Origin of the sequence: Paraburkholderia solisilvae (assembly GCF_902859875.1) — a bacterium.
Lineage (GTDB): Bacteria > Pseudomonadota > Gammaproteobacteria > Burkholderiales > Burkholderiaceae > Paraburkholderia > Paraburkholderia solisilvae.
Genome location: NZ_CADIKF010000039.1, coordinates 21,758 through 45,630 on the forward strand (window position 1 = coordinate 21,758; position 23,873 = coordinate 45,630).

General features: G+C 64.7%; 19 protein-coding genes. 11 read left to right on the forward strand and 8 right to left on the reverse strand.

The window, feature by feature from the left end:
- Positions 1-295: 295 nt before the first annotated feature.
- Complete coding sequence (locus HV675_RS22100; RefSeq protein ID WP_175113226.1) at positions 296-754, forward strand: CopD family protein; 459 nt, start codon at positions 296-298, stop codon at positions 752-754.
- Positions 755-866: 112 nt separating this feature from the next.
- Here HV675_RS22100 and HV675_RS22105 read toward each other — a convergent pair whose 3' ends face one another.
- The 7 genes from HV675_RS22105 to HV675_RS22135 form a co-directional block, all read right to left on the reverse strand.
- Positions 867-2,171, reverse strand: a complete 1,305-nt coding sequence (locus HV675_RS22105) for a phthiocerol/phthiodiolone dimycocerosyl transferase family protein (protein WP_175113227.1) — start codon at positions 2,169-2,171, stop codon at positions 867-869.
- A 351-nt stretch (positions 2,172-2,522) separates the two neighbouring features.
- Entirely contained in the window at positions 2,523-4,892 is a 2,370-nt protein-coding gene (locus tag HV675_RS22110) for a bifunctional diguanylate cyclase/phosphodiesterase (protein WP_175113228.1), read from the reverse strand.
- Between the two features lie 615 nt (positions 4,893-5,507).
- Complete coding sequence (locus HV675_RS22115) at positions 5,508-6,428, reverse strand: PhzF family phenazine biosynthesis protein (protein ID WP_175113229.1); 921 nt, start codon at positions 6,426-6,428, stop codon at positions 5,508-5,510.
- A gap of 137 nt (positions 6,429-6,565) precedes the next feature.
- Positions 6,566-7,030, reverse strand: coding sequence for a RidA family protein (locus HV675_RS22120; protein ID WP_175113230.1), 465 nt, complete (start codon positions 7,028-7,030; stop codon positions 6,566-6,568).
- Positions 7,031-7,154: 124 nt separating this feature from the next.
- Positions 7,155-8,360 carry an aminotransferase-like domain-containing protein gene (locus HV675_RS22125; RefSeq protein WP_175113231.1) on the reverse strand — a complete coding sequence of 402 codons (1,206 nt, stop codon included), beginning with the start codon at positions 8,358-8,360 and terminating at the stop codon, positions 7,155-7,157.
- Between the two features lie 191 nt (positions 8,361-8,551).
- On the reverse strand, positions 8,552-9,460 hold the full coding sequence (locus HV675_RS22130) for a DMT family transporter (RefSeq protein WP_175113232.1): 909 nt from the start codon (positions 9,458-9,460) through the stop codon (positions 8,552-8,554).
- A 58-nt stretch (positions 9,461-9,518) separates the two neighbouring features.
- Positions 9,519-10,205: a VOC family protein gene (locus HV675_RS22135; RefSeq protein WP_175113233.1), complete on the reverse strand. Its 687-nt coding sequence runs from the start codon at positions 10,203-10,205 to the stop codon at positions 9,519-9,521.
- A 302-nt stretch (positions 10,206-10,507) separates the two neighbouring features.
- Here HV675_RS22135 and HV675_RS22140 point away from each other — a divergent pair, with 302 nt between their 5' ends.
- The gene (locus tag HV675_RS22140; protein WP_175113234.1) at positions 10,508-11,962 is read left to right on the forward strand and encodes an aminotransferase-like domain-containing protein; all 1,455 of its coding nucleotides are present in this window, start codon (positions 10,508-10,510) and stop codon (positions 11,960-11,962) included.
- Positions 11,963-12,067: 105 nt separating this feature from the next.
- Positions 12,068-13,978 carry a molecular chaperone HtpG gene (gene htpG / locus HV675_RS22145; RefSeq protein ID WP_175113235.1) on the forward strand — a complete coding sequence of 637 codons (1,911 nt, stop codon included), beginning with the start codon at positions 12,068-12,070 and terminating at the stop codon, positions 13,976-13,978.
- Positions 13,979-14,109: 131 nt separating this feature from the next.
- On the opposite strand, the gene HV675_RS22150 is transcribed toward htpG, so the two are convergent.
- Entirely contained in the window at positions 14,110-14,376 is a 267-nt protein-coding gene (locus HV675_RS22150; RefSeq protein ID WP_175113236.1) for a hypothetical protein, read from the reverse strand.
- A 190-nt stretch (positions 14,377-14,566) separates the two neighbouring features.
- Here HV675_RS22150 and HV675_RS22155 point away from each other — a divergent pair, with 190 nt between their 5' ends.
- The 8 genes from HV675_RS22155 (at position 14,567) to HV675_RS22190 (ending at position 23,873) form a co-directional block, all read left to right on the forward strand.
- Entirely contained in the window at positions 14,567-16,417 is a 1,851-nt protein-coding gene (locus tag HV675_RS22155) for a glycosyltransferase family 9 protein (protein WP_175113237.1), read from the forward strand.
- 75 nt (positions 16,418-16,492) lie between these two features.
- Entirely contained in the window at positions 16,493-17,245 is a 753-nt protein-coding gene (locus HV675_RS22160; protein WP_175113238.1) for a chorismate--pyruvate lyase family protein, read from the forward strand.
- Positions 17,245-17,721, forward strand: coding sequence for a DNA-deoxyinosine glycosylase (locus HV675_RS22165; RefSeq protein WP_175113239.1), 477 nt, complete (start codon positions 17,245-17,247; stop codon positions 17,719-17,721). The genes HV675_RS22160 and HV675_RS22165 overlap by 1 nt, the downstream gene beginning before the upstream one ends.
- Positions 17,722-17,856: 135 nt before the next feature.
- On the forward strand, positions 17,857-18,780 hold the full coding sequence (locus HV675_RS22170; protein WP_175113240.1) for a class I SAM-dependent methyltransferase: 924 nt from the start codon (positions 17,857-17,859) through the stop codon (positions 18,778-18,780).
- 272 nt (positions 18,781-19,052) lie between these two features.
- On the forward strand, positions 19,053-19,322 hold the full coding sequence (locus HV675_RS22175; protein WP_175113241.1) for a DUF3311 domain-containing protein: 270 nt from the start codon (positions 19,053-19,055) through the stop codon (positions 19,320-19,322).
- Positions 19,319-20,869 carry a monocarboxylate uptake permease MctP gene (gene mctP, locus HV675_RS22180; RefSeq protein ID WP_175113242.1) on the forward strand — a complete coding sequence of 517 codons (1,551 nt, stop codon included), beginning with the start codon at positions 19,319-19,321 and terminating at the stop codon, positions 20,867-20,869. Before HV675_RS22175 ends, mctP begins: the two co-directional genes overlap by 4 nt.
- 273 nt (positions 20,870-21,142) lie before the next feature.
- Complete coding sequence (locus HV675_RS32795) at positions 21,143-22,957, forward strand: methyl-accepting chemotaxis protein (protein WP_175113243.1); 1,815 nt, start codon at positions 21,143-21,145, stop codon at positions 22,955-22,957.
- A gap of 160 nt (positions 22,958-23,117) precedes the next feature.
- Complete coding sequence (locus HV675_RS22190; protein ID WP_175113244.1) at positions 23,118-23,873, forward strand: gluconate 2-dehydrogenase subunit 3 family protein; 756 nt, start codon at positions 23,118-23,120, stop codon at positions 23,871-23,873.

The window sequence follows — 23,873 nt, forward strand, 5'->3', positions numbered from 1 at the left end:
CCGGTGAATCGATGAGCCGGCTGGTGAACCGGCAATCAGGCGGCGTGTCATGCGCATCCGACGGAATGCGCGGCACGCCGCAACTGTTAACGTCGCTCGGGTGCCGTTCGATATGAAGCCTCATGCGGGCACGAGGCGACGTCACCTGCCGCAAGCCGGCGCGGCCCGCTGCCGGCGCGACAACCAATCATCTCAGGCGATCAAGCGATGAACTGCGCGGCGCGCAGGCGGTCGAATGCGCAGTCCGGCCGCCGCCGCACCCATCGCCGCACCTATACGACAGAGGAACACAACCGTGACCAAAGCGATCGAAATCGCGCTCTTTCTCCACCTGCTTGGCGTTGCCGTCTGGATCGGCGGCATGGTGTTCGCTCATTTCTGCCTGCGGCCGGCGCTCGGCGACCTGTCTCCGCAACTGCGGTTGCCGTTGTGGGAGTCGGTGTTCGGCCGGTTTTTCAACTGGGTCAGCGCGTCCGTGATCGTCATTCTGTTGTCCGGCGGCTTCCTGCTGTCGCAATACGGCGGCGCGCACGCGACGTGGCAACTGCATACGATGGCAGGCCTTGGCATCGTGATGATGCTGATCTTCGGGCATATCCGCTTCGCGGTGTTTCCGCGCATCCGCCGCGCGGTGCAGGCGCAGAAGTGGCCTGACGGCGCGAATGCGGTCGCGACCGTGCGGCGGCTCGTCGTCGTGAATCTCGTGCTGGGCGTCGTGACGATCGGCGTCGCGGTGATGTCGCGCGGGTTTTGAGCGGCACGTCGGCCGGCATTCAGCTACTGACGTATTGACCTGAGCGCGGCGCGCGCCGGATGAACGGCGCCGCAAGCCGCGATCGATCGGCCCGACGGCGCGCAAGAAGCGTTCATTCCAGTTGCGCGAGCAACAGACGCCGCGCATTGCCGAGCAGCGACGGCACCGGCTCGGCGCTGACATTGGTCATGCACAGCAGGCCATCCGTGGTCGCGATGGAGAGGCTCTGCGTATGCGGCGCGCCGTTCATCGCGACGGGCGTCACCCACCTGATGCGCAGGCGCCCATACTGCGTCGGAATCGGCAACGGGCCATGGTTGTCGATCCACAGCGTCGGCGCACGCTGACGGCTGCCGATCACCAGCCGGTCCGGGTCCGTGCCGGCGGAGATCATCTCGAGCAGCGGCGACGAAAATCCGCCGGCCGCTTCAGCCGCGGTACATCGCACCGCGAGCGCCTGTCTGACCGCGCGCGCGAGATCCCAGAACGACGGCGTATAAGACGGCTCGAGCTCCGTGTGGCGCTGCGCGGGAAAGAGCCCGAGGCGCTCGCTCGCGCCGAGCATCGCGCGCGTGTCGATCGAGGTCGCGCAACGCACCGTATGATCCCGCCACGACTTCGACAACGCGCGGCCCGCGAGCATCACCGCTGCACTCAGTGCGCCATGCACGGTCGTCTGTTCGTCGTGAGCGCGTCTTGCGACCAGCGACGTCACCGAAGGCTCGAGCCAGATCTGCTGAAGCAGCGGCTGTTCGTCGGCCGATGCAAGCGACGACCCGCTTGCGGAGCCGAGCACGGCGCCCAGCGCCGGACCGCGGTTATCCGCGTTGACGCGCAGCGGCATGGCGAACGGCGCATATCGTTCGTTCGTATGCAGCCCGAGCCATCCATCGTGCGAAGGCGGCATCGCGCGCACACCGCCGAGCGGCTCGGCGCCCAGCGCGCGCAGCAGGTCGCGAATCAGCAGGATCAGGGAGGTGCCGTCCAGCGCCGCGTGATCGGCGCCCAGCACGAGCGTCGTGCGATCGCGGCCATACAGGATCGATGCGCGCAGCAACGCATCGCCGGGTGCGAAAGCGGTCGTCAGTTCGTCGGAGATCAGTTCGAAAACGCGCATGCCGGATTCGCCCGGCACCACGCGCAACGCGAGCGGAACATCGGTGGCGAGTTCAAAGCATGGCCGAAAGCCCGGCTTCTGATGAATCCGCGCCGATAGAATCGTATGATGCGTGCGCACCGCATCGAGCGCGGCGTGCCATTGCTCGACTGTGGTTCGGCCTTGTATTTCCGCGGCTACCACGACGGTGCGCGGCACGCGTTGCTGCAGCAGCCAGAAGTACTCTTCGAATACGCCTAGCGTGCGCAACGTTTTGCCGGGTCGGATCGACGCGCGGCTGCTGGTAATCGAATCGTTCATAAGCGGCCCTCGGACGTTCAGGCGTGTCTTCCTGACAACACCTGAAGAGGTCGCTTATTCCTGTCGGCCGGCTGTGCGTCTGTCGTGCGCCTGTTGCGTAATGGTTGTGCGGCGGTTGTGCAGCGGTTGTGCGGCGGTTGTGCGGCGGTTGTGCGGCGGTTGTGCGGCGCCGTGCAACCTGCGCGCACGGCACGCGGGCTCGGGCGCGTGCGCATCGCCATCAGCCACGCGGCGTTGACCAGCGCAATCGGTTCATTGTTGCCGCCCCGCGCGCGATGGGGTCATCGCGGCTGACCAGGCGCGAGGGCGCAAAACGATCGATGTTTCGAAAGGGAGGACGGTAAGCGGATATCAGGCGGACTGGCCGCTCGTGCTCGGTGCGTCGCTGGTGTCGTCGTCGCTTCGTGCACGCGCCGGTTGCCGCGTGCGCGTGCCGCATACGCCGAAGCGTTCGAGCAGCGCCGGAATGCCGTCGCTCGGAACCGGCCGCGAGAACAGGAACCCTTGTGCTTCGATATGACCGAGCGCCGCCAGCCACGCAATCTGTTCCTCGGTCTCGGTGCCTTCGACGACCACCGTCAAGCCGAGCGAGCGCGCGAGATTGACGATCGCCGTCACCATCACGCATACGCTGCGGTCGCCCGGAATGGCCTGGACGAACGAGCGGTCCACCTTCAGCGTGTCGACCGAGAAGCGGTTCAGGTAGGACAGGGACGAGTACCCGGTGCCGAAATCGTCGAGCGCGATGCGTACGCCAAGGCGCTTCAACGCGAAAATTTTCTCCGAGACGAGATCCGGGTACTCCATCATCGCGGTCTCGGTAATCTCCAGTTCGAGGCGGCGCGCGGGAATGCCGCTATCTTCGATCGCGCGCGCGATCGTGTCGAACAGATCGCCGCGCCAGAATTGCACCGCCGAGATATTGACCGCGAGCGACAGCGATTCATAACCCTGCTGCTGCCACAGCGCAAGCTGGCGGCACGCGGTCTGGATCACGAAGTCGCCGATCGGCACGATCAGGCCGGTCGATTCGGCCACCGGAATAAATTCGTTTGCCGGAATCAGTCCGTGCTGCGGATGGTTCCAGCGCACCAGCGCTTCGAAGCCGGTAATGCAGCGGCGCGTCAGGTCGATTTTCGGCTGATAGGCGAGAAACAGCTGCCCATCGGCGAGCGCGATGCGCAACTGCTGCTCCCACTTCATCAGATGGTCCGCGCGGTGCGACAACTGCGGCGAATAGAACTGATAGCAGTTCTTGCCCGCGTCCTTTGCGCTATACATTGCGAGATCGGCTTTCTTCAGCAAGTCGATCTCGCTTTCGTTGGCGATCGAATAGAGCGCGATGCCGATGCTCGCATGCAGCACGAAGGTGCTGCCGCGCACTTCGAACGGTTTCGCGAACACTTCGGACGCCGCTTCGGCCGCCGCGACCGCGCGCTCTTCGACGTCGTCGCCCTTGACGATCACGACGAACTCGTCGCCGCCGATGCGCGACAGCGTGCCCATCTCGGCTACCGCATCGGCGAGGCGGGCCGCGGTCATTTGCAGCACGATGTCGCCGGCGTTGTGGCCGAGCGTGTCGTTGACGGTTTTGAAGTTGTCCAGATCGATAAACAGAATCGCGAGGCGCCCGACATTCGATGTCTGCGCAACCTCATGATGGAGAATCTGCAGCGTCGAGTAGCGGTTGCGCAGACCGGTCAGCAGATCGTATTCGACCAGATGCGTCATCTCGCGCTCGCGGCCGAGCAGCTTGCCGATCAACCCGGTCGCGACCGCGAAGAAGCCGAGCATCGCAAGCGAGATGAAGGTCGCCATCAGCAGATAGACGTTGCGCGTATGGTTGTAGTCGGCGAATTCTTCGGCATGCGAAAGGCCGACCAGCACGCCGAGCGGATAGCCGTCGATATGCCGGTACGACACGATGCGCGTGACGTTGTCGATCGGATCGATATACGTGCCGGACACGTGCTCGGAGGTCGGATACGTGCCGCTTGCGGTGAAGACGCCCGATGCACGCTCGCCGTTGCCCGTGCGGCGCGCGAGCACGGTGCCGTTGTCGGAGATGACCGAGATCACGCCGTCGTGGCCGATCGCCGCGTTGTTATAGAAGTCGCTCGTGAAGTAGCTCGGATCTTCCGAGACCACCACGACGCCCGCGAATGAGCCATCCGGGTGATTGAGGCGGCGCGTCATCTGCAATGTCCAGTGGCCGGACACGCGGCCGAGCACCGGCTTGCTGATGTAGAGCTGGTCGTCGTTTTCGTGCTCGTGCACCTTGAAGTGCTCGCGGTCCGACAGATCGATGGGCCGCGGATTCGCTTCAGCGGTCGTGGCGATCAGCGTGCCGTGCTCGTCGATCAACGACACCTGCACGAGCGTCTCGCTTTGCACGACGCCTTTCTCGACGGTGCCCGCCAGATCGAAGCGGCCGGGCGACTTTTCGAATTCGTATTTGACGAAGCGCGTGATCTGATCGACCTGGTGAATCGCCTTCACCGTATGCTGCTCGAGCGCGGCTGAAAGGATGCCGGCCGACGCCATCGTCTCCCGGTAAGTGGATTCCTTTTCAACCGACAGCCGCGCGAAGATCACCGTCCACAACAGGATGAGCACCAGCACGCCGAGCGCGGGGATCGCGAGCAGCGCGCGGCGGCGCGACGAGGCCGGATCGAGCCGGTGCCGGGCGTCGCGTGTGCTGGAGTGAGGGAACGGATTCATCGGGTAGACCGTGACGCTGTGCCTTGCGGCAATGATTGATTGTCGATCGACGGGAGCGCTGTTTCGTCAGCCAGGCTGCATGGTAAGCGAAGTACCGCAAGTGCTGCGCAGAGCGGCGTGCGTCGTGCCGAACCATCCGGTGGTCATCGGTTACCGTTCGATATTACTGAATGCCTGGGGATTGCGAAAGAGTTGTGGCATCGGGTATACGCGGGTTTCGGGCACACGGCGTCGCGTGTTCCGACTGATGGAACGAGGCGTGTGGAAAGCCACGATGGACAGGTGTTTCAGCGAGGTTGGGAAGTGCGGTTGAAGCGCGCTCGAACGGCTCGATTCCAGCCGCTTGCATGAATAGGAAGGGCTGCCTCCACAAGTCTGCTTTGTGCCGCGAACGATCGATTACACGTTGCATGAGACGAAAGGAAACGATGCCCTTTGCATGCGCGTGCTATGCGTATTCGCCGTACCGGACGTACCTCGATTTATTTCAATTCCGTGATGGCACGCGCCCGCGGCGATGGGTCGGCCTCGCTTCTCGCAAGCGCAGCGTCGACGCGCGTTCGCATCGATGCATGCGCATGCAGGCGCGATGATGGGCTGCCGCCGTGATGCGGCTCAGTCGAGCCTGAACGTGCCGTCGACGACCGTGACCGATGCGCCGCCGATCCATGTCTTGCCGGCCGCGTCGTCATAGTGGACCGCGACGTCGCCGGCGCGGCCGAGCACGGTGCCCTGGCGGGCCGAATAGCGTTCGCCTGGACGCCGCTGTTGCGCGCTGAGCAGACCCGCAAGCGCGGCATTGGCGCTGCCGGTCACCGGGTCTTCGCCGTAGCCGAATGCGCCGCCCAGCATCAGGCAACGCACCTCGAAGGTGGCGGGACCGCCCGCCGGATGCGCACCGTAAACGGCAAGTCCATTTGCGCCGATGGTATGGGCGATCTCCACAACGGCGCGGGCATCGGGATCGAGCGCAAGGCATGCGTCAGCCGACGCAAGCCGTACGACGAGCCACGGCGCACCGTTATCGACGCCGCACGGTGGCGCGCTGAAGTCGATGGCATCGGTGCGCAGCGCGGCCGCGAGCGCCGCGTACTGCGCGTCGGGCAGCGGCGTGACGCGCGCGGGCGGTGCGGCGAAGGCCCATGCGTTGCGCTGCGACGCGTGGCTGGCATCGGCTGAGCCGGCTGCGCTCAGTGCGACGAGTTCGACGAGGCCGACGCCGCATTGCTGGACGAGCCGTCCCGCTTGCCGCGGCCGATAGCCGCTTTCGAGCAGCGCATGCGCGGTGCCGAGTGTCGGATGGCCGGCGAACGGCAACTCCCGGCCGGGTGTGAAGATGCGTACGCGATAGTCGGCCGCGGGGTCGGTCGGTTTGCAAAGAAACGTGGTCTCGGACAGATTCGTCCAGCGTGCGATCGTCTGCATCTGTGCGCTGTCGAGATCGTCGGCGTCGAATATGACAGCCAGCGGATTGCCCTTGAAAGGCACGGCGGTGAAGACGTCGACTTGCTTGAAGCGGACAGTGCGAGCGGGCATCGGGCTTCCTCGGAAAGGGCGGGGGCGCACGCACGGCGCGGCGTGAAACTGCGACAAGCGGAGCGGCGCACGGAAGGCCGCTCGCGCGCGTCACGCGTGATTGATGCGACGCGCGACGCGACGGCTTGTCTGACGGGTCAAGCGACTTCGGCGATCAACTCGATCTCGACGCACGCGCCGAGCGGAATCTGCGCGACGCCGAATGCGGAACGCGCATGCTTGCCGCGCTCGCCGAACACTTCGACGAGGAACTCGGACGCGCCGTTGGTGACAAGATGTTGTTCGGTGAACGACAGCGTCGAGTTGACGAGGCTCATCACCTTGACGATACGCGTCACGCGGTTCAGGTCGCCGACATGCGCGTGCAGCGTCGCGAGCAGATCGATCGCGACTGAACGCGCGGCCGCTTTGCCCTCATCGGTGGTGACGTTGTCGCCGAGCTTGCCGACCCATGGCTTGCCGTCTTTCTTCGCGATGTGTCCCGACAGATACACGGTGTTGCCGCTTTGCGCGCTCATGACATAAGCGGCGGCCGGTGCGCCGGCGGACGGCAGTGCGATGCCGAGTTCCTTGAGTGTGTCGTATACATTTGCTTGAGCCATGACGGGTCCTTTTTGCGAGTGGAAAACCTGAATGGTAGCGCCGCCGCGAGATCCGGACACGGTTGCGCGCAGCGGCACGGATGCGCGCCCGGAACCGCGCCCGCAGCCGCGCCCGAAACCGCGTTCAGAGTCGCGCGCGGATCAGCGCCGCAAGCTGCGCGATGCCGGCCTCGATTTTTTCGGGCGGCACGGTGACGAACGACAGGCGCAGCGTATTGTGCTGCGGTTCGTGCGCGAAGAACGGCGCGCCCGGCACGAAAGCGACATGCTGCGCGACCGCTTCTTCGAGCAGCGTCATCGTATCGATGGCCGCCGGCAATTGCACCCACACGAACATGCCGCCCTCCGGACGGTTCCACGTCACGCCTTCGGGCATGAAGTGCTCGAGCGCCGCGAGCATCGCCGCGCATTGGTCGCGATACAGCGCGCGGATGGTCGGCACGTGCGTATCGAGGAAACCGTCCTTGACGACCTCGTGCACGATGCGCTGCGTGAAGCTCGGCGTATGCAGATCGGTCGCCTGCTTCGCCTGCACGAGCTTGAAGTGCAGCTCTTCGGGCGCGATGACGTAGCCGACCCGCAAGCCGGGCGCGAGCACCTTCGAGAACGACCCGAGGTGCACGATAAGATCCGGCGCCATCGACAGCATCGTCGGCAGCGGCTCGCCGCGGTAGTCGAGCGCACCGTACGGATCGTCCTCGATCACCGGGAATGCCGCGTTCTGCGCGAACGCGACCAGTTCGCGCCGGCGTTCGATCGGCAGGCGCCGTCCGGTCGGGTTCTGGAAATTCGGTTGCGCGTACAACAGCCGCGCACCGGCGGTCAGCTCGGGCGTGAGCGCGGCGGGGATCAGGCCGGCGTCGTCGGTCGGCACCTGCACGTAGTGCGGTTCGTAGAGCGAGAACGATTGCAGCGCGCCGAGGTAAGTCGGCGTTTCGACGAGCACCGGGCTTTGCGCACAGACGAGCACTTTGCCGAGCAGATCGAGCGCCTGCTGCGAGCCGGTCGTGATCAGCACCTGCGTCGCGCGAATCGTTGTGCCGCCTTGCGAATGGCGCGCCGCGATCCATTCGCGCAGCGGTAGATAGCCTTCGGTCGCGCTGTATTGAAGCGCGGCCGCCGGCGTGTCGCGCAAGATCCGGTCGGCGGCCGCGCGCATCTGTTCAGCGGGGAACGTGGACGGCGCCGGTAAACCGCCGGCGAACGAAATCACTTCAGGCCGTTCGCTTACCTTGAGAATTTCGCGAATGGCGGAGCTCGTCAGCTTGCGCGCGCGGGCGGACAGTTGCCAAGAGCGTGCGCTCATGTGGGGCGGGTCGCTTCGGTCCATGGTCGTCTCCTCGTCTGCTTGTATTGATTTAATGCCATGCAGTGCGTCGATGTGATGCATTGATGCAATGCGCTGGCGTGATGCATTGGCGTGATGCATCGATGTGATGTGATCAATGCAAAGCGTCGGTGCAAAGCGTCGCTGCGATGTGCGAAGGATTGCTGACGGAACGCGTCGGCCGCCGCATCGCGTTACCCCGCTCGCATCACGCGAGGCGCCGCGTGTACGGTGGCGCGGCGGCCGAGCATCACGGTGGCGATGACCGCGGCGGCGAAGAGCCATGTCGACGGCGCGACGTGCTCGCCGAAAAACAGCGCGGAAAAGGCCATTGTGAAGAAGATCTGCAGCAACTGCACCTGACCGACGCGCGCGATGCCGCCCATCGCGAGGCCCGCATACCACGCGAAGAAACCGAGAAACTGCGAAAAGAACGCGACGTATGCGAACGCGAGCCATGTCTTCAGCGCGACCGGCCCCGGGTGCATCACGTGCTGATGCCAGGCGAGCCAGCCGACCGGCGGCGCGAGAAACGGTGCGGACACCACGAGCGCCCAGCAGATCACCTGCCAGCCGCCGATCTGCTTCGCGAGCCGCGCGCCTTCCGCATAACCGAGCGCGCCGATGCCGACCGCGACCAGCATCAGCAGATCGCCGGGCTGCGGTGCGCCGCCGCCCGCCTGCAACGCGAACGCGACGACGATCGCACTGCCGGCGAGCGCGCATGTCCAGAACAGCTTCGACGGCCGTTCATGCGACAGCCACGCCGCGTAGATCGCGACGCACAGCGGCTGCAAACCGTTGACGACCGCGCCATGCGAGGCGGGCACGTACTTCATCGACCACGCGGAAAACACCGGGAACGCGACCACGACGCCGAGCGAGACGACCGCGAGGCTCCTCAGTTGCGCCCAGTTCGGCCAGCGCTCACGGCGCCACGCGAGCAGCGCGGCGGCCGGCACGGCGGCGACCAGCGCGCGGCCCAGGCCGTTGAGCAGCGGATGCCATTCGGCGACGACGATGCGCGTCATCGGCAGCGTGAGGCTGAAGACCATCACGCCGATCAGGCCGAGCAGCATGCCTTGGGATTCGCGCGAATTCATGGCGTGGGTGTCTCCGGTTTCTAATGTTCGATTGCAAGCATGCAGCGGGTGGCGCGGCTTATTTGAGCGTGCGCATACCGTCTGGCGTTTCAAATTCGGCGACGAGCGCGGGCGCGCCGTCGGTGCCGGCGAGTTTGATCAGATGCGCGGCGCCGAGCCAGTCGAGTTGCGCGGCGATCAGATCGGCTTCGCGATGCACCGCGCTCAGCGTCTTCAACGCGATGCCCGTTTCGGGCAGGCGCGCCGATGGATGCAACGCGTTGTCCCACTGGATCAGCGTCGGCAGAATGCCGTCGCCCGCGTGCTGCCAGCTCGGGAATGCGCCGTCGTCGGGCACCGACAGTCCCCACGTGAAATCGCCGCGCGTCATCGGTACCACCGGGGCGATCCGCTCGGGGTACTGGGCTTGCCAGCGCATCAGGTTTTTCGGCCGCTCGACACGCGCGACCCAATGCGACAGATACGGGCCGTTCGCGAGGCGCGCGGCAACGGCGAGATCGTCGAGTGCGAAAAGACGCGGGCGGGCGGCGCCGGCCGCGGGCTCGGGCGCGTCCGGATCGATCGCGATCACCTCGAGATAGACGCCGTCCCACAGATTCAGCAGCCGGTTGCAGGTGCGCATCAGCGGGTGCGAGCCGCCGCCGGACGGCGCGACGCCGAGCGCATCGGCGACATATTGCGTGCCTTCGTCGAGCGTGCGGGCCGAGACGACGAGATGATCGAGGCGAAGCGAGTGGACAGTCATGTCAGATCGAAAAAACAGTTGAGCGGCGAGGGGGCCGTCGCAGCGCGTTGCCATCCTGCGCACGCGTTGGCGGTGAAATGCTTAAGAATACCCGCTGGCATCGCGGCCGCGCCATGCGTGGCGTGGCGTGGCCGCTTCGGTATTTCCGCGCACGCGCCCGCGTTGTCGCAACACACGGGCGCCTGGCCGATGCGACATCGCCCCACCTGGCGCCCACCCCTGGCCGGTTGAATGTATCGTCTGCGACCGGCACAGTAACGGTACAATCGCGCAGGTAGTCTTCGGTACAGTTGGAGCCAGCCATGTCGTTTCCACTCGAACAGATCCCCGCGCCGCACGATGCGTCCGCGCTGACACTCGTCGACCAGCTCGTCCAATGGGCGCGCCGCCGCGTCGACGAACGCGTGTTCCGTCCCGGCATGCGCATGCCGTCCATCCGTAAGCTCGCGATCGACAAGGGCGTCTCGCGCTTTACCGTCGTCGAGGCGTATGAGCGGCTCGTCGCGCAGGGCTATCTGGATTCGCGGCGCGGCTCGGGCTTCTATGTGCGCGAGCGCTTCGCCGCACCGATGCCGGGCGAGCGCCGCGCGACGAGCGACGCGGCGCCGGCGCCGAGCACGATCGACGTGGTCTGGCTGTTGCGCAACATGCTGCATACGTCGACGCAGCCCGAGCGCGGGCCGGGCCTCGGCTACCTGCCGTCGCGCTGGCTGGACGGCGAGCTGATCTCCGGCGCGCTGCGCACGCTCGGCCGGCAAAGCGGCGCGCAGATGCTCGGTTTCGGCACGCCGCAGGGTTTCCTGCCGCTGCGCCAGCAACTGCAGACGCGCCTGGAGGAGCTCGAGATCGGCGCGTCGCCGGAAAGCATCGTGCTCGTATCCGGCATCACGCAGGCCATCGATCTTCTCGCGCGGCTCTACTTGCAAGCGGGCGACGCGGTGGTCGTCGGCGACCCGGCATGGTTCCAGATGTTCGGGCGCATCGCGTCGCAGGGCGCGCATCTGGTCGGCATGCCGTATACGCCGGACGGCCCGGACCTCGACGCGCTCGAGGCGCTCGTGCAAACCTGGCGGCCCAAGATGCTCGTCATCAACTCGGTGCTGCAGAACCCGACCGGCACGTCGCTGACCGCCGCGCAGGCGTTCCGCATTTTGCGTCTCGCCGAGGAGTACGACTTCGTCGTCGTCGAAGACGATATTTACGGCGACCTGTGCCCGCCCGGCTTTCCGGCCACGCGCCTCGCAAGTCTCGATCAACTGAAGCGCGTCATTTACCTCGGCAGCTTTTCGAAGACGCTCGCCGCGAACCTGCGGGTCGGCTTTATCGCGTGCGAGCCGCAACTTGCGCAAGCGGTAGCGGACCAGAAGATGCTCGTCAACATGACGACGCCCGAGCTCAACGAGCGCGTGCTGTACAAGATCCTGACCGAAGGCCACTACCGGCGTCACGTCGAACGCTTGCGCGCGCGTCTGGACGGCGTGCGCGACAAGGCGTGCCGGATGCTCGAGAAGACCGGTTTGCGGCTCTTCCAGACGCCCGCCGCGGGCATGTTCGTGTGGGCCGACACCGGCGTCGATGCGGATGCGCTCGCGGCCGCCGGCCACGAAGCGGGCTTTTTGCTGACGCCCGGCAGTCTTTTTTCGCCGCAGCAGTCGCCGACCACCTGGATGCGCTTTAATGTGGCGAATTGCGGCGACCCGGCGCTGCCCGCGTTTCTCGGCGAGTATCTGGATACGGTGATCCGCCGCGCATCCTGAGCGCCCTTGAAATTTTCCGCCGCGCCCCCACTTCGGCGGGCGATCGGCGCGGTCCGCCGGCCGCCCGAATATTGAATCAACCCGAAATAGAGAGGACGTCCGACCATGGCACAAGAAACCATGAGCTTTCAGGCAGAAGTGAAGCAGCTTCTGCATCTGATGATCCATTCGCTGTACAGCAACAAGGAAATTTTCCTGCGTGAGCTGATTTCGAACGCGTCCGACGCGGCCGACAAGCTGCGTTTCGAAGCGATCGGCGACAACGCGCTGTACGAAAACGATCCGAACCTGCGCATTCGCGTGTCATACGACAAGACCGCGCACACGGTGACGATCGACGACAACGGCATCGGCATGAGCCGCGACGAAGCGATCGCGAATCTCGGCACGATCGCACGCTCGGGCACCAGGGAATTCTTCGGCAAGCTCTCCGGCGACCAGCAGAAGGACGCGGCGCTGATCGGCCAGTTCGGTGTCGGCTTCTATTCGGGCTTTATCGTCGCGGACAAGATCACCGTAGAAACACGGCGTGCCGGCTTGCCCGCAGCGGAAGGCGTGCGCTGGGAAAGTGCGGGCGAGGGCGACTTCGCGGTCGACACGATCGAGCGTGCACCGCGCGGCACGACCATTACGCTGCATCTGCGCGCCGATGAGGACGAACTGCTGTCGTCGCATCGCTTGAAGTCGATCATCCAGAAGTACTCGGACCACGTCGCGCTGCCCATTCTGATGAAAAAGGAAGAGTGGGATGCGGAAAAGAGCGAGATGGTCACGCAGGATGAGGACGAGACCGTCAACCAGGCGAGCGCACTGTGGACGCGCGCGAAGAACGACATCACCGAAGAGCAGTACAAGCAGTTTTATCAGCACCTGTCGCACGATCATCAGGATCCGCTGACATGGACGCATAACCGCGTCGAAGGCCGCAGCGAGTATACGCAGCTGCTTTATCTGCCCGCGCATGCGCCGTTCGACCTGTGGAACCGCGAGCATCGCGGCGGCCTGAAGCTGTACGTGAAGCGCGTGTTCATCATGGACGACGCCGAGCAACTGCTGCCGGTCTACCTGCGCTTCGTGAAGGGTGTCGTCGATTCGAGCGATCTGCCGCTTAACGTGTCGCGCGAACTGCTGCAGGAAAGCCGCGATGTGAAGGCGATCCGCGAAGGCGTGACCAAGCGCGCGCTGTCGATGCTCGAAGAAATCGCGAATCTTGAAACGGCAGCGGAAACCGATGCCGACAAGGAAAAGTACGCGGCATTCTGGAAGGAATTCGGCCAGGTGCTGAAGGAAGGCATCGGCGAAGACTTCGCGAACAAGGACCGCATCGCGAAGCTGCTGCGCTTCGCGTCGACGCATCACGATACGGATGAGCAGAAAGTATCGCTTGCGCAGTACGTCGAGCGCATGAAGCCCGAGCAGTCGAAAATCTACTATGTGACCGCCGATACGTGGCAGGCCGCGAAGAACAGCCCGCATCTCGAAGTGTTCCGCAAGAAGGGCGTCGAAGTGCTGCTGCTGACGGACCGGGTCGACGAATGGATGCTGTCGTTCCTCAACGAGTTCGACGGCAAGCCGCTCGCGAGCGTCGCGCGTGGCGATCTCGATCTCGGCGAGTTGAATGACGAGGAAAAGCAGGCGCAGGAGAAGATCGGCGAAGAACTGAAGCCGCTCGTCGAACGCCTGAAGGAAGCGCTGAAGGACAAGGCGAAGGATGTGCGCCTGACGTTCCGGCTGACTGATTCCCCGTCGTGCCTCGTGGCCGACGAAGGCGATATGAGCGGCTATCTGCAGCGCATGCTGAAGGCCGCGGGGCAGAAAGCGCCGGCCATGCAGCCGATTCTCGAAGTGAATCCGGAGCATCCGCTCGTCAAGGGGTTGCACACCGATAGCGCGAACTTCGACGATTGGGCGCATCTGCTGTTCGATCAGGCGTTGCTGGCCGAAGGCGGCGCGCTCGAAGACCCGGCGAGTTTCGTGAAGCGGACCAACGCGCTGCTGCTGGCACGCGGCGGTTAAAGCGGGGAGGGCGCCGCGCGGCGCTTGAAGCAACCTGAAGGAAGACTGAAATGCGCTGCTTTCGCAGCGCATTTTTTTCGCCTTGACGGCGGGCGATGCAGCGAGTTCGTACGCGGGATGCTACCGCGCCGTCATCTCGCCGGCGACTGCTCGTGCAGGTTGCGCACCTGCGCGAGCACCGAGCCCGCCAGCTCTTTGGCTTCCTCGCATGCTTGCGGACTGGCAAGCACCTTGCCTGCCACTTTGCCGATCGCGGCACTGGTGTGCTTCGACGTGTGATGCTGGGCGAGAGCGGAACCGGCAAGCTCTTTTTCGATAGACGATGCGCTTAGTTTTGCTAGTATCACGGCGGCGAGATGCGCAATTCGATCGGACGTTTCTTTTGAATTCTTAATCAATTGATACTCCTTGGGATTTTTCTTGATTTCGGGAGGGTGCGTTCAAATTGGCCACGCTGAACGCCGGTTAATTATGGTTTGCTAAGTAAATGGTTTCAATGAATTGTGTCAGTCAATGTTAAGGAATGTGTCGCCGGATCGGCGCGATTCGGGTGCGGTCTGAATTGAATTTGAAGCTGGGAGTGTTTTGATGTTGTCATCCGGGTTGCCGTTGGCTGGCGATTTCTTACGGACCGTCTGGGCGCTGTTGCGCGACCGAGGGTTCGGCGAAGCGGAGGTGCGCGCCCGCGCATGGGTCGAAGACGGCGTTTCGCCGCAAATCCACGCGGACCTGTGCGCGAGTGCGGGGCAGTTCGAGCGCGCGTATCACAGCGCATCGGCGGCAAACGCGGAGGCCGACGCCGGTGATCGTTTTATGCGGCTCGCGCTGTTTGCCGACGCGCTGGGCCATCACGCCGCGGCTGCCGCGGCGGCTGACGAGGCGCTGGCGGCGTGCGCACCGGAACGCGCGATCGCGTGGATTGCGTGGATGATCGAGCAATGCGACGCGCCGGCCGTCGTGGTCCCGCTTTTGCGAGCGTACGGCAAGCGCGTGCCCGATGATGCGCGTGCGCTGTGGTGGCTCGCGCAGTTGCTGCCGCGCGAAGCGCGTGAAGGAGCCGGCGCGCAACAAGAGGGCGCGGGCGTTGCGCGTCGCGAGGCATTGCTGCGAGCCTATGCGCTGAACCCGGCGCTGCACCCGGAATTGCCGTTGCAGGTTGCGCTTGCGCTGCGGGAAATGCGTGATTGGGACGCGCTCGCGCACATGGCGCGCGAGGCACTGTCGCGCAACCCGGCCGATGCGGAAATGGCGTGGCAACTGAGTCACGCGCAATGGCAATCGGGCGATGCGCGGGCGGCCGAAGCGACCATGCGCGCGGTCGACGCGGCCGCGCCCGGCAATAGCGCCGTTGCGGCCGCGATCGGCATGTATCTGGCCGAGCAGGCTCGCTACCGCGATAGCGAAACGGCGCTGCGCGCGGCGCTCGCGCTCGACGCCGCAAATGTGGAAGCGGCCGTCGATCTCGCCGAACTCGAATTGCGGCGCGATGACTGGACCGCCGCATGGCCACGTTATGAAGTGCGGCTCGCGCGCGGCGACCGCGACGCGCGCAATATCGTGAAGGTGATCGAGCGGCACTATCGCCGCTGGCGCGGCGAACCGTTGCTGGGCAAGACGCTGCTCGTGCATAGCGAGCAGGGCAATGGCGACGACATCCAGATGGTGCGCTTTCTGCCGCGGCTTGCGGCGCAGGTGCGCGATGACGGCGGGCGCGTGGTGCTGGCCTGCCGGCGCGCGTTGCATCCGCTGTTCGCGCGGTTCGTTGATGCGTGTATCGCGATCGAAGACGGTCTGCCCGCCGCCGCGCATTACGCGCTACCGATGATGAGCGTGCCGTTCGCGCTCGGTCTGCAGCCGGAGCAGGTGAATGGCGCGGCGTACTTGCAGGCGGACGGCGAGTTGATCGCGGCGTGGCGCGAACGTGTGCGCGCCGCGGCGGCCGCAAGCGGACGCGCCGGCGAGCGGGTGCTGCATGCGGGCCTCGTGTGGTCGGGCAGTCCGACGCATCGGCGCGATGCGCAGCGATCGATGCCGCTCGAAGCGTTGCTGCCGTTGCGTGCGTTGCAGAACGTCGTGTTCTATCCGCTGACGCCTGGCAGGGAAGTCGAAACCGAATCGCTTGCCCAACTGGGTTTCAACATCTGCAATCTGACTGCGCAATATCAGCGCGGCTTCGATGACGTCGCCGCGCATATCGAGGCGCTCGATGTGCTGGTGACCATCGATAGCGCGCCGTTGCACCTGGCCGGCGCGCTAGGCAAGCCGGTGCTGGCGATGCTCGATCATGTGTCGCATTGGTGCTGGGGCGTCGCGGAGACGCAGCGCTGGTACGACTCGCTTGAAGTGTTCCGGCAGCCGTTTGCAGGCGCGTGGGCGCCGGTGGTCGAGCGGGTCGCGGCGCGGCTGGCGCGCGGTGCCGGCTGGGCGCCGCTTGTGTGAAGTGAACAGAAACCGTCAGGTGGCATCCCGCCGGCGTGACTGCGCCGGTTTTCCGCGCACCCTATAATTTGGCGCATGCCTATCTGTTTCGATCCCACCGACGCGCACTGGCGCGTCGCGCCACTCCCCGGCTTTTCCTGCGGCCAGAAAGACTGGCTGACCCGCGGCGGCTCGCTGACCGCGCATTTGCGCACGCTCGGTGCGGTGGCGGTGCGGGTGACCCGCGAGGCGGTCGCGTTGCCGTGGGCCGATGAGCATCGCGCACTCGGTATCGCGCCGCGCGCGCCGGTGTGGGTGCGCGAAGTCGTGTTGTCGGTGGACGGCGTGCCGTTCGTCGCGGCGCATAGCATCGCGCCGGTCGCCGCGAGCACGGGCGTCTGGCAGGCGATGCGGCGCTTGCGCACGCGGCCGCTGGCCGAACTGTTGTACAGCGATAGCGGCGTCGCGCGCTCGCCGCTGGTGAACCGGCGGCTCACCGCGCGACATCCGTTGTACACGCTTGCGGTGCGGGAAATCGACGCGCGTGATGAAAGGCGTCCGCATGCGTTGTTTGCACGCCGTTCGGTGTTCGCGCGTCGCGGCGAGCCGTTGATGGTGACCGAATGCATGTTGCCCGCGCTGTGGGCGCATCTTGCTGCGCGGTCGGACGTGCCGGCGGCGCAGCAGCATCCGGTTCCGCGCGAGCATGGGCGGCCGCTCGAGCATACGGCGGCGGCGCGGTCGCATCATGTCGGCACGCATGGCGGGCGTGACACCTCACGTGATACTTCGCGCGACACCCCTGCAAGCCGTGCGGGCGATCGTCCCGCCAGCGGGGCAAAACGCTGATGCTGCGCGGGTTCCCTCCGGTCATCGCGGCTCATACGCATACGCTCATTCTCGGCAGTTTTCCGGGCGAAGCATCGCTTGCGGCGGGACAGTACTACGCGCACCCGCGTAATCAGTTCTGGCGGCTCCTCGGTGCGGTGATCGGAGAACCGTTGCTGCACGAATCGCCGTATGACGAACGATTGATTCGCGTGTTGTCGCATGGCATCGGCATCTGGGATGTGCTCGATGCGTGTCATCGCGAAGGCAGTCTCGATTCGGCGATCCGCCATGCGCAGCCGAACGATTTCGATTCGCTGCGCGAGCACGCGCCGGAGCTCAGGAAGGTGTGCTTCAACGGGAAGACCTCGGGACGGTTTGCGCCGGTCATTGCGGCGGCAGGGTATGACACGCTCGTGCTGCCGTCGTCGAGTCCGGCGAATGCGACGTTGTCGTTTGAGAAGAAGCGGGTGCTTTGGCAACAACTGCTTGATTGATGTTTTTGTTGAGCGAAGGATTAGACGCTAGTCTGATGTTGCATGGGGCCGCTTCGCTTATCGCATTCGCCCCTCCCACCAATGCTATCCTCTCGTTCGCCCCAACCCCCGCGCGTTCCCGCGCAATACAGGTAAATGACGAAACTGATCAAACGCGCCTCGGCCGAAGCGCGCGCCTTCCGCCACGACCGTGACGACGCAGCACAGGCGTCGCGGCAAAAGCTGCATCGCAAGAACCGCCACGCGACGTCCGACACCGACGACTATCTCGACGCCGCGCCGCAAATCGACGCCCCGCGCAAACCGCGCTTCGCCCCCGTCACATTCTCGGAAGAGGGCGGCGTGCGCTACCTGCACTTCGGCACCGAATGGGTTCAGGGCGCGATGCGTCTGCGCAAGCCCGATCACATCGAACTCGAATACGCGCAACAAATGATGGCCTGGCTGTTGTTTCTCGAAACCCCGAAGCGCATCGTGCAACTGGGTCTCGGCTCGGCATCGCTCACCAAGTTTGCGCATCGCTACCTCAAGCGCGCGAAAGTCGAAGCCGTCGAACTGAACCCCGCGGTGGTCATCGCGGCCCGCACGATGTTCGAGTTGCCGGCCGACAACGCGCGCCTTTCCGTGCGCGAAGCCGATGCATGGGACTTCGTCAACGATCGCGCGAATCACGGCACGATCGGCGTGATGCAAATCGACGTCTACGATGCCACCGCACGCGGCCCGGTGCTCGATAGCGTCGCCTTCTATCGCGCAGTGCGCGCGTGCCTCACGCACGCAGGCATCGCGACGGTCAACCTGTTCGGCGACCATCCAAGCTTCGTGCGCAACATGAAGCGCCTGAACGAAGCGTTCGACGGCCGCGTCGTCGCGCTGCCCGAAGTGCACGAGGGCAACCGCATTGCCATCGCGTTCTCGGGACCGTCGCTGCACGTGTCGTTTGCGATGCTGCAGCAGCGCGCGAAGCTGATCGAAAAGTCTCTCGGCCTGCCAGCCCGCGAGTGGCTGAAAGGACTGCAAGCCTCGACTGGGCAGAACGGCACAGCGTTCACCATCTGACCGCTCGACGCAAGGCTCGCAGACGCGCCGGGCACACGCGGTAACGTGCCTGGTTCGTCTGCGACGCGCCCCGCGCATGCGTCTCACCTGAGCGTTGCCTTGTCGATATGCCGTTCAGTGCTTCGGGTCCGCCCGGCTTGACCGGTCATTCAACGCTCCTATACTCTTTCGAGGCTTTCGGAGCGCCCGCGGCCGGCCGCACATGGCCGCTTCTAGCTGGGCATCGCCCGTCGAACACGGGCCACATTACAAATTCAAAAAGAGGAGACGTCATGGCTCACGACGCCGACCCCAACGCCAGCGCGACCATCAACAAGTCCAGCAAGCGCTGGCTATGGCTATTGTTGCTGCCCTGGATCGCGATGATCTGGGTGCCGTCCTATAACAGGGTCGAGCCGCAGCTGTTCGATTTCCCGTTCTTCTATTGGTACCAGTTGCTGTGGGTATTGATCAGCGCCGTCATCACGGCGCTCGTCTACTTCAAGACGAAGACGAAATCAAAAACAAAAACGAAATCGCATCCGCAAGGGGGCGCACGATGAACGCCATCGCCACCTTTGTCTTCGTGCTGTTTTTTATCGGCGTCACCATTCTGGGTTTTATCGCCGCGCACTGGCGCCGCGGCGATCTCGCGCATCTCGAAGAGTGGGGTCTGGGCGGCCGGCGCTTCGGCACCATCGTCACGTGGTTTCTGCTCGGCGGCGACCTGTACACCGCCTACACATTCGTCGCGGTGCCGGCGCTCGTATTCGGCGCCGGTGCGACCGGCTTCTTTGCGTTGCCGTACACGATCCTGATCTACCCGTTCGCGTTCGTCGTGTTTCCGAAGCTGTGGACCATCGCGAAGCGTCACGGCTACGTCACATCCGCCGACTTTATCCATGCGCGCTATGGCAGCCGCATGCTCGCGCTTGCGATCGCGCTCACCGGCATCGTCGCGACGATGCCGTATATCGCGCTGCAACTGGTCGGTATCGAAGTGGTGATCGGCGCGCTCGGTTTCGATACGACAGGCTTTGTCGGCGACCTGCCGCTTATCATCGCGTTCGCGATTCTGGCCGCGTATACGTACACATCGGGTCTGCGCGCGCCGGCGATGATCGCGGTCGTCAAGGACGTGCTGATCTACGTCACGATCGGCGCGGCGATCATCTGGATTCCGCCGCAACTCGGCGGCTTCGGCCATATCTTCAGCGCCGTGCCGCCTGCGAAGCTGCTGCTGAAGGCGCCGGACGTGTCGAGCCTGAACGGCTACAGCGCGTATGCGACGCTCGCGGTCGGCTCCGCGCTCGCGCTGTTCCTCTATCCGCACTCGGTGACCGCGATCCTGTCGTCGTCGTCCGGCAATACGATTCGCCGCAATATGGCGATGCTGCCCGCGTACTCGCTGGTGCTGGGCCTGCTCGCGCTGCTCGGCTTCATGGCGCTTGCGGCTGGCGTGAAGGACATGCCCGAGTTCGCGCCGTACTTCCAGGCATTCGGCCCGAACTTCGCGGTGCCGGCGCTGTTCCTGCACTTCTTCCCGTCGTGGTTCGTCGGCGTCGCGTTCGCGGCAATCGGCATCGGCGCTCTGGTGCCGGCCGCGATCATGTCGATCGCGGCAGCCAACCTGTACACGCGCAACATCCATAAGGAGTTCGTGAATCGCAATATGACGCACGAGCAGGAGACGAACATCGCGAAGCTGGTGTCGCTGATCGTCAAGGTCGGCGCGGTCGCGTTCATTCTCGGTTTGCCGCTCACGTACGCGATTCAGTTGCAGCTGCTGGGCGGCATCTGGATCATCCAGACGTTGCCCGCAATCGTGCTCGGCCTCTATACACGTATGCTCGACTATCGCGGGCTGTTGCTAGGCTGGGCGGTGGGTATCGCGACCGGCACATGGATGGCCGTATCGTTGAAGCTGGCCGGCTCGATCTACACGATTCATATTGGCGGGTACGCCATTCCGGGCTACGCGGCCGTGTGGTCGCTGGTCGTGAACCTCGTCGTGGCGGTGGTGGTGAGCTGGCTCGTGCGCGTGACCGGCATGAAGCACGCGGAAGACCGCACGCGGCCGGAAGACTATCTTGACCCGGTCGAGGGTTAGCAGCGCGGCAGATCGAATCCGCCTTACCTTGAATCCGAAGTACCCGAAGCCCGCAGCAAGCGCATGCGGGCTTTTTATTTTTATCGTGACGCGATCGTCACGAGCGATCCGCGCGCCTGACGGCTTCTGGAACATCAGCCGACACAAAGCCTACGTTTCAATTTCATTCGCCCATCATTTCTCACAGTTTGAAGCATTTGCTAAAGAAGTCTCTTCTATGCGCCGTAAATAGAAGCATCGCAGAAATACATATAAAGCTTCGGGGTTTAGCACATGCATGTTTCGATCAAATCGCGTCTCGCGCTGGCGTTGGGGCTGCTTTCCATATTGCTGCTCGTGATCGGCGCACTGGGTATCGCGGGGATGACCAGCAGCAACGATGCCAACCGCGAGACGTACAGCGACGATCTGCCGAGCGCGACGTACATTGGCGACGCGGAGATCAGCTTGCAGCGCGAGCGTTCCGCGCTGTTCCGTGCGGCGCTGAATCCGGCCGCGCCGGATCTGCGCGACATCGTCAGCCACTCGCGCGACTATCGCACCGAAGCGCGCGCCGCGCTCGACAACTACATGAAGCTGCCGCGCATGTCTGACGAAGATCAGTTGGCGCGCGATTTGTTGCAGCGGCGCACTGCGATGGACGAAGGGCTCGACGCGTTCGGCAATGCCCTGCTCGGCGGCGACACCGGACAGATCATGAAGGCGGCGCTGACGAACAACGATCTGTATGCCACGTATCACGATGCGAGCGCGAAGCTGAGGGCATATCAGTACTCGTCGGCGAAGGAAAGCTTCAACGCGCAAGAGCATACGTTTGCGCTGTTCCGGATCATCACGATGGTTGCGATGGTGTTCGGCGTGATCTCCGCGATCGGCAGCTTCGCGAGCCTGCGCGGCGCGATTTCGCGTCCGCTTGCCGACGCGCTGTCGCATTTCGAGCGGATCGCGCAAGGCGATCTGACACGCTCGATTCACGTGAAGTCGCGCGACGAAATGGGCCAGCTGTTGCAAGGCATCGCAAACATGCAGGAGCGTCTGTTGCAGACCGTGCGCAACATGCGCGGCGGCAGCGAGGCGATCGCCACCGCGACGCGGCAGATGGCGGCCGGCAACGCGGATCTGTCCGCGCGCACCGAACAGCAGGCCGCGTCGCTGCAGGAAACGGCGGCGAGCATGGAAGAGCTGACATCGACGGTCAAGCACAACGCGGACAACGCGCAGCAGGCGAGCCAGCTCGCCGCGACCGCGCGGCACGTGACGCTGGAGGGCAATCAGATCATCGGCCAGGTGGTCGACACGATGACCGGCATCGGCGACAGCTCCGGCAAGATCGCCGAGATCACCAGCATCATCGAAGGCATTGCGTTCCAGACGAATATCCTTGCGCTGAACGCGGCGGTCGAAGCGGCGCGCGCCGGCGAAAACGGCCGAGGCTTCGCGGTGGTCGCCGCGGAAGTGCGCTCGCTGGCGCAGCGTTCGAGCTCGGCCGCCAAGGAGATCAAGGATCTGATCGGCACCTCGGTGGACCGGGTGCGCAGCGGCACTGAGCTCGTCGCGCGCGCGGGCAGCACGATGGAGCAGATCAGCCAGTCGATCGAGCGCGTGCACGATATCGTCGGCGAGATCTCGGCCGCGTCGCTTGAACAGAGCCGCGGTATCGAACAGGTCAATCAGGCCGTCTCGCAGATGGACCACGTGACGCAGCAGAATGCCGCGCTCGTCGAAGAGGCGGCCGCGGCGGCCACGTCGCTCGAAGAGCAGGCAGGTCATCTGCGCGCGGCGGTCGTGAGCTTCAAGGTCGAGCAGGGCGGCACGGCGGCGCTGGCGGTGCAACGCGTCGCGCGTCCCGCTGCTACTGCTGCTGTGGCGCCGGCTCGTGCGGCAAGCACGGTGCCGGCGGGTTCGGCCCCGGCTGCCGCTTCGTCCGTGCGCGCGGCGCGCCGCGTGGCTCCGTCCACGGTCCGCGCTTCCGTTGAACCCGCTGAAGCCGCGCCGACAGCCACGCCTGCGGCTGCCGCGGAATCCGCCGCGCCGCAGCCTGTCGCGAGCAAGCCGGTCAAGGCCGGCGACGACTGGACCACCTTCTAGCCGTACCCTCGGCGCGGCTGTATCCGCGCGACGCGCGCTGCGATCCAGCGCGTGCTGCGCGCTTCTTCGCGGCGCTTCATGTGACGCGCCTCATTCGAACAACACGCATCGGCCACGCACCGGTGCGTTTTCCCTGTCTATTGACGAACCCCGTTCCCCGATGAAAAACGACGACCAGCCACGCAGAAAGTTTCTGCGCCAGGTATTCACGATTCTTCCCGCCACGGCCATTGCGCCGGTGATCGTCACGCAAGAAGGCTGCACCCCGTCGCACGCGACGGACAACGCGAGCGCCACGGCCCCGGCTGCCACAGCCACGGCCACCGCCGCCGCCGCGAAGTACTCGCCGATCTTTTTCACTGCCGCGGAGTGGGACTTCGTGCATGCGGCGGTCGACGAACTGATTCCCGCGGATCACACCGGCGCGGGCGCACTCGAAGCCGGCGTGCCGGAATTTATCGACCGGCAGATGGAGACGCCGTACGGTCATGGCCGGCTCTGGTATATGCAAGGCCCGTTTCATCCGGAGGCGGTGCCCGAACTCGGTTATCAGCTGGGTCTCGTGCCGCGCGATATCTACCGGCATGGCATCGAAGCGTGCAACGCGGCGTGCGTGCGCGATCACGGCAAGGTGTTTGCCGAGCTGTCGCGCGACACGCGCGTGCAGGTGCTCGAGCAACTCGAAGCGGGCAAGCTGCAACTGGACGCGGTACCGCCGAAGCTCTTCTTCAACACGCTGCTGAAGAACACCAAAGAGGGTTACTTCGCCGATCCGATGTATGGCGGCAACAAGGGCATGTCCGGCTGGAAGATGATCGGTTTTCCCGGCGCTCGCGCGGACTACGCGGACTGGATCGATCAGCCGGGCGCGAAATACCCGCTCGGTCCGGTGTCGATTCTCGGAGAGCAGGCATAA